This window comes from Dehalococcoidales bacterium, assembly GCA_028717385.1.
In the GTDB taxonomy this organism is placed as follows: domain Bacteria; phylum Chloroflexota; class Dehalococcoidia; order Dehalococcoidales; family CSSed11-197; genus CSSed11-197.
The window spans coordinates 19,995-27,390 of record JAQUNW010000015.1 but is presented as its reverse complement, the minus strand read 5'-3'; the positions used below and the strand labels follow the sequence as shown (position 1 = coordinate 27,390).

The 7,396-nt window shown below is 40.6% G+C and carries 7 protein-coding genes; 1 reads left to right on the top strand and 6 read right to left on the bottom strand.

Going from position 1 to position 7,396, the window contains the following annotated elements:
* Positions 1 to 6 precede the first annotated feature (6 nt).
* The 6 genes from PHX29_04720 to PHX29_04695 form a co-directional block, all read right to left on the bottom strand.
* Positions 7 to 375 (bottom strand): hypothetical protein, encoded by a 369-nt coding sequence (locus tag PHX29_04720; GenBank protein MDD5605194.1) that lies wholly within the window; start codon positions 373 to 375, stop codon positions 7 to 9.
* Between the two features lie 109 nt (positions 376 to 484).
* Positions 485 to 1,051, bottom strand: coding sequence for a hypothetical protein (locus tag PHX29_04715; protein MDD5605193.1), 567 nt, complete (start codon positions 1,049 to 1,051; stop codon positions 485 to 487).
* Positions 1,052 to 1,062: 11 nt separating this feature from the next.
* Entirely contained in the window at positions 1,063 to 1,653 is a 591-nt protein-coding gene (locus PHX29_04710) for a matrixin family metalloprotease (protein MDD5605192.1), read from the bottom strand.
* A 260-nt stretch (positions 1,654 to 1,913) separates the two neighbouring features.
* The gene (locus PHX29_04705) at positions 1,914 to 3,008 is read right to left on the bottom strand and encodes a hypothetical protein (GenBank protein ID MDD5605191.1); all 1,095 of its coding nucleotides are present in this window, start codon (positions 3,006 to 3,008) and stop codon (positions 1,914 to 1,916) included.
* A 111-nt stretch (positions 3,009 to 3,119) separates the two neighbouring features.
* The gene (locus PHX29_04700) at positions 3,120 to 4,007 is read right to left on the bottom strand and encodes a zf-HC2 domain-containing protein (GenBank protein ID MDD5605190.1); all 888 of its coding nucleotides are present in this window, start codon (positions 4,005 to 4,007) and stop codon (positions 3,120 to 3,122) included.
* An 11-nt stretch (positions 4,008 to 4,018) separates the two neighbouring features.
* Positions 4,019 to 4,570: a sigma-70 family RNA polymerase sigma factor gene (locus PHX29_04695; protein ID MDD5605189.1), complete on the bottom strand. Its 552-nt coding sequence runs from the start codon at positions 4,568 to 4,570 to the stop codon at positions 4,019 to 4,021.
* 624 nt (positions 4,571 to 5,194) lie between these two features.
* Here PHX29_04695 and PHX29_04690 point away from each other — a divergent pair.
* Complete coding sequence (locus PHX29_04690; GenBank protein MDD5605188.1) at positions 5,195 to 7,381, top strand: PAS domain-containing sensor histidine kinase; 2,187 nt, start codon at positions 5,195 to 5,197, stop codon at positions 7,379 to 7,381.
* Positions 7,382 to 7,396: the final 15 nt, after the last annotated feature.

Genomic DNA, 7,396 nt, shown 5'->3' with positions numbered 1-7,396 from the left:
GCAAGTTTATTCTTTTTCCAGCTGCCAGTTCCTGTAGCGCTTTATCCCTATCCATATCAAGAGGAAGCTCAGCAGTATCTCTCCAGCTATCAGGGCGTAACCTTCTATACTCAGGCGGAGGTTGTGGGTATTAAGCCATGATAATATTGGAAATAAGGGCATCAAGGCAATCGCTACTCCTAACGCAATTAGAGTCATGCCCTTTTTACGTGTGTATCCTGACCAGATCAGTCCACCGACAAATGTATACATCATTAATATTCTATATACGAGCCCCAATTCCAGAGGACCTCCGAAAATACTAAAGCCCAGTGCCACCAACCCGAGAAAAATAATACTGGTCCAAAATTCGTTGCTCTTTACCCACTCTATCACAACCTTACACTTACCTCCTGCCATACTACCATATGAAGCTGTCAGAACCCTGTTAGCCCAAAGTGGAGGTTAGTTGATTCAGTGTTCCAATATGCAGCATTCTAGACAGTCAATGTGCCATTACACTACTTATCCTGCTTTCTATTTCAACAATACTGTATTCTCCGGCTACACCGATCACCTGACCATTTTCACAAGACCATTTCCCCTGAAGCGCTCCAGTGACAATAAAAGAATCAAGATCAGGGTTATACCTCAAAAACAGCAGGGCTTCTTCTCCTAGTCGAAATTCTGGTTCATCTTCTGCAATGATGACAGAACCATCAATCCTGCCCCCTCGAGTTTGTATTACCAGGCTCTCTGAAGTTTGCCCGTAAAGCAATTTGGAAACTTCAACTGCAACATCAGTAAATATTAATTGCGTGTTCTGCCAGGTTCCACGGTATACGGGCCCGATATCGGTAACGGTCCCGGTTAGAATAACGTCTGAAGATTTTATTAATTCATCGAGTTCGAGCTGAACCATAACGCTGCTTATTAGCTGAACATCATCATTAGGATGTGGTGTTACTTTATTTGAAGTAAGAGTAGGATCCTCGTTGAGGATTTGGTTACAGGAAAGGCCTAGCCCTGCAAGCAGGGCCAATATCACTATATTTATAATCACGTGTTTCATTATTGTTCTCCTTATGTCCCATATATGTAAATAATGCCATCGATATCATCCTGGTGTAAATCGCGTTTGATTTGATCTAGAGCTATATAGCCGTACATTACCTTGCCAGAGTCTGCAGGATCATACAAATCATTCAACATTAACCAATGTCCAAATTCATGTAACGCTACGGTTTCGGTATCAAATGTATCATATGCACTGCCCCATGAAAAATCATGATATGTGTTAAATATAAAGTCTGCTTCACTAATGATGAAATTGGAATAAGATATCCAGCATTGAGCAATAATGTGTTCATAGCCAACACCGAAATTGTAGGCAGTTACATCATTATTTGTTACCCAATAGGAATCTAAGCTGAAATTTGCACCGGCATTGGACCATGTGTCTGCTGCTGCTAATGTGCCATCAATCAGAGCTTGGTCCATTTCAATATCAACCTTGAAATATACGGTATCGGTATTCCAATGAATGCCACTGTAATGAAAAGCTTGTATCTGTACCGGTACAAAAGAAGCATATATTGTTGCGACCAAGATAATAGCCGGCAAAGTCCTCAGCAGCATTGCGGATTTAATATTTAGGTTGCTTAAACGTTTCATAAATTTATCCCCAGTGTATAGAATAACAATTCAACCAATACATAATAACGATAAGTCAAGTATTAAGGTTAGCGACAAGTTCTTATAAACTAACGCTTCCCACGCAAACGACATGAATATATCTGCTTATCCTGCCTCAGAAGGCAGGATAAGTACAATCCACCTGCCAAACTCCATAGAGCATATTTAATTTCACGGTCATCTTCACCTCCTTTTAAGAAATGGATGAAGTCTTGATGTTTATGTTGGGCTCAAGCATTTCAGTAATAATAGAGAGTAGTTGCTGTATATGGACAATGGCTCGGGCTGTGTACATACAGTCCAGCGGAGCCCCATTTTGAGATATATCGATGGTCGCCGACATTGTGTATGATCGCTGAGTGGTCGTCATCCACATACCTTACTATCAAGCCATTATATGGCACACCGGTCCAACGGCTATAACTGCCATCATTCCAATATATAGCCTGGTAAGGAGCGTCGAGCCAGATTGTATTATCAGATGCCTGATTATGCCAGGCATATGAATGGCAATTATACATTTGTGTTGCACTTCGAATTCTAGTCGCATATGGGAATTGTGAATCATAATACCAGTCGATATAGGTTATCTGAGATGGGGTAAGCTCATCCTCGGCTTCCATTTGTAAAGCCAGCACTGGACTTCCCATTGGCGTATATATGTATGTCCAGTAGTATCTGGAAAGATCGTACTGCCCCAGAATTTGCTCAATGAGCATTGAGCTGAATTTTGCTCCAAGTGCACCATAAACCTCCGGATGGTTTTGCAACAATTGGTGTTTTGTTTCAGTTTCGGATAAGAGCACCTGTGTCTGGTATGTGGATAATTGTTTAAGAATCGGCTGCTGTGACAGTATCATCTGAAGATTGTATAAATCAGTAAGAAATGCGCACTTTTCGAAATCGTCCCGCTGGATATCGATAGTTTTGGGATCTACTTCAATATATTTAACAAGTAGTTTACCACCGGCATCTTTGCGGTTGAATAATTCTTGTAAACCGTTGAAGTTTGATACCAGCATATCAAACCCTTGCTGCCAGTCATTATGGGCTGTGTAAACAAATAACAGGGGATAATCAAGCACAGTTTCCACCAGGGCAGCGGTTGACATGTTTTTAAGGACATTTTCGGGTATCTGGCAGGCGTTAAGCATATCGTTAAAACCATGGAGTTGTTTCCATTCTTCCGTGTCTGGTCGAATGGGGTAATCATATGCATCATTGGAATTACCACTAATTGAATCTTGGGCATAAACCAGCAAGGATCCCCCGGCAACAATACCGGTTATTGAGACAACAGCCAAGAGTGCCCGGAAAAAGAATTTACGAAACATTACACAACCTCCTGGATAATATTCTATTTGCTCCTTGGCCGAAATACCCCTCCACTTATAGAATACGCAGGATTTAATAAATGGTTCATTTTGTAAGCTGGAGGTGAGTTGTTATTTAGAATCAGTAACTACTGTTGTGATTTGATTGGTGTTTACATCGTATATTGCCATGTACCTGGAGGAATTGATTACAATCCTTAACTGGATAATAAAATCAAAGCTTGCCTGTTTGTAGACTTTGCCATCAGGATTAACCATTTCCTTTTCGTAGAACACATATGCGGGGTATAGATTACTGATTATCGCTCCCTGTTCCAGCAAAGCCTGAATTCTGGAATCGTTACCGGCAACGCCAATCACTTCCTTGCTCATTTGGCTGTCCAGTACCAATGTATTCAATCGGTTCAATGTATTTGCCGACATGTCTACATCGGCAACAACAAGGAAATTGGGATCAGCGTGAAATGCTACCAAGGCCTGGGGTTTGCCATGGGTATCCAGATAATTGATAACAGTCACTTTAGATTTGTCAGGTTCCATAAGCGAATTGGATGTGAGCACACTCTGCAGCTGAGGGTCGTTTAAAGCAATCTCATATGCAGTAATGCCATTGTTGCTTCTGTTAATCAAATGCATGGCAAACAAAGAAATAACCAGAATTGATACCGCCAGAGCAGGTGTTAAAATCTGTCTTCGGTTCAGAAAGCCAAAACGGGAAAACTTCTTTGCCAGTAAATGTCGTTTGGGGGCAGATTGTGTTTCCAAAGCTGCCTGTTGTTTTATGTTTTCAAGAGTGTTTTCCGGGATCTGAGCCCAGGCAGTCTGTTCTTCAAATGCAGCCTTGAGGCAACCTTCAATATCGCGGATGATTGAGAGTTCTTGCCGGCAGTGCTGGCAGTTATTAATATGCCTGCTTATCAGCTCACGCTGCTCGGGAGGCAACTCCCCGAAATGAGTCCCTAGTACGATTTTCGAAATGTGTTCGCAGTTTACTTTCAACTTCTTGCCCTTCAGTCTATTTTTTCTTCCATGCAATCCCATTTTTTTCGAAGGTTTGCCAGGGCATTATGCAACCGTGATTTAACAGTGCCTATTGGAATATCCAATATTTCAGCAATGGCCTTATTGGGCAAATCATCAAAATACTTTAATATCAAAACAAGACGGTGTTTCTCATCCATTTGACTTACCAACTTGGTTAGTGCTTCATATTCCCATTTACGATCAAGATTCGGTTCGATCCTTTCTCTGTTATCGAAAATCCCACTGCCTGAATCTATCTGGTCAAGAGAAAGAGAATAGATTTTCTTCTTACGGCACTTGCTGATACTTTGATTGACGGTGATTTTGTAAAGCCAGTTAATAAAATTACCCTTGCCAGGACTGAAAGTGTGTTTTGAAGTCCACAGCTTAAGAAATACTTCCTGCAAAATGTCCTCAGCGTCGCCAACATTACCAGAGATTAGTAATGCATTTTTAAACACTAATTTTTTATATTGGTGAAAAAGCTCGTCGAAAGCATCAATATCTCCGGCCTGCCATCTTTCTATGAGTTCTTGCATAATATTAATACGCGGTTTATTTGAAAAGGTTCACCTTATTCAAGTTCTGAATTAACCTTAACGTTTGATTAACAGAATAGCACATCAAGTCAGCCCATTGGGCTGATAAGCAGGTATTATATTGATGCAAGATTGTAATGTGTGCATAAACATTAATACGCAGATTTTTTTAATTAGTTCATTTCGGTCCATAAAAGTTCAAGTGGGTATACTGACTTATCAGGTATGGAAGTCAAGCATTGTAGAGTAATAGATGGAAGAGTAAATATCACTTTCAGATTTTAAAGAGCACCGTGCAAATATCGAGGCTGAGAGATCAAGACTGAACAATATGATAGAAAGTATCCGGCTATATGCAGGTTGAAAAACGGTAACTCTAGTGCAACATTGGGCGCTCTGCTCAAAGTTAATAAAGCTTTGAACATGGCATTTTCGCTGCAGTTAAAGTAACTAATTTTGCCCTTCACAAAATCCAGTCCTCATGTCGGCCAATTCCCACGAACAAAACTGGCATCAACCAAAATCTTCACAAAAGAACTCTTTATTAAAAATCTATCTTTACCTTAGGTCCAACCGTCCTGTAGTATAATAACACTGGATTGTCTATAATCACCGGTGATAACTATGGCTGATAAAAAGATTAGAACAAATATTTCCGATATCAAAACCAAAGGCGGTTCAATTCCCGAATCGATCAAACCGAAACCTCCGGAAGAGGCCTACCATGCTCTTATAGAACTTGCCCATGATATGGGCCAGGCTGTTGTAATGCTCAGGGATATAGATAGCAGGGAAGGCGTACATGTATTTGTAAGTAATATCTGGTCGGATATTACTGGTTATTCCAGAAAAGAACTGCTTGGAATATCCTTCTTCGATCTGGTGCTTCCGAAGTATAAAGAGACTTCCCTGTCAAGGCACCGGCAGAAGATGTCGGGGACTCCGGTACCGGGTAAATTTACGCTAGCCATCAGGAAGAAGGACGGGCAAGAAGCAGTTATTGAAATTTCCAGCGCCGTCAGTACCCCTGATGGACTACCTACCAACATTGTCTTTATCCGGGATGTAACCAGTATTATTGAATCTGAGGCAAAGGCAAAGGAGTACGAGCAGCAATTCAAAACGATTGTCAAGCTTGCCAATGATACCGGTGAAGCCATTGTAATCCTCCAAGATAAGGACGGGGTCGAGAGCAAATACGTCTTTGTAAATGAAATCTGGCCCGAGATCACCGGGTATTCCCAAGAGGAACTGCTCAACATGTCTGCCTTTGATCTCATTTCACCTAGTCATAGTGAGGCTGCTAGAAATAGGCTTCAAGATGTCTTTGCCGGTAATACATTTGCCAATTCATTTGAAGGGGCTATTATTTCGAAACATGGTAATGAAGTACCCGTTGAACATACAATTGCCCCGATACAATATTACGGGAAAGCTTCAGCGATAGTGCTATTGAGAGATGTAAGCAAGGAAAAAAAAGCAGAGCAAATGCTCGTTGCTGAAAGGAACAAATATCAACACCTATTTCAGTTTTCACCTGTAGGGCTGCTTGAAGTTGACTGGTCAGACAAAAAGGCATTCCTTTTAAAGCTTAAGGCTGAAGGTGTTAAAGATATCATAGCTTTTCTTAAGGATGACCCGCGTTTATGCGCAACTTTTTATTCTCTAGCAAAAGAAATAAGAGCAAACAAAGCATTACTTGATATTTACGATACTTCCAGTTTTAAAGAGTATCAAGTTTTCACCAAGCGTACTTTTTTCTCGATTCCAAAGAAACTGGATATGGAATGGAAGGACAGGCTTGGTTGGGAAGCACCTCTAGAAGCCATGGTATCGATTTGCGAAGGTGAAAAATCTTACCAAACATTTCAAGCTCGCATTATAACGAATAAGGGAAGATGGAAACATGTTTATGAACAATTCTTAATTGCGCCAGGATGCGAGCATGATCTATCTTCAGTCTATTTTTCAGTAATTGATGTTACGGACCGAGTAAAGGCAGAATGTGAATTGAAGGAATACAAAGAACAGCTTGAAGATCTGGTTATACAACGATCCAGAAAATTAGAGCAATCCCTTGCGAGAGAGACCAGACTTCGCGAGAATCTTAATCTCAAACTCAAACAGCAGATTGGCCTCATTCATGGATTAATACACAACCTAAAAACTCCATTGTCTTCTCTTTTGAGTGTCAGCGAGGTAATGTTGGATACAGTTAATGATGATAAGGTTAAAAAAATGGCACTGAATATCAACCATGGAGCTAATCTGTTGAGCATCAACATCAATGAACTTGTATCTGTGGTACAAGGCGAGACAGGCTTGCTTCAGTTAGAAATCAGCGAAATAGATATCGTAGAAATACTTGAAGAACTGTTAAATTTATTTCGTTATGAAGCTCTTAGAAAGAAGCAGGTTATCTCACTCGAATTTAAGGATAATCTTCCGGTAATCTGGGCTGACAGAGAAAGACTCAAGCAGGTGGTAATCAATCTTTTAGAAAACTCTATGAGATATACTCCTTCCGGAGGTACAATCACTGTACGGGTAAGAGAAGAAGGACCAAATGTAATTGTGTCTGTTCTCGACAATGGCCATGGTATAGCCATAAAAGATCTGCCATATTTGTTTGAACCCTATTATACAATGTCAAAGTCTTCAAAACACTGTAGGGGGCTTGGTTTAGGCCTACCATTGGCTAAGAAACTAATTGAACTCCACGGTGGTAGTATTTGGGTGCATAATTTAAAAAAAGGAGGGACTGAGGTTATCTTCTCGATTCCTATTAAAAGAATGGTTTTAGATAGCTGAACCCAATCAGAGGCT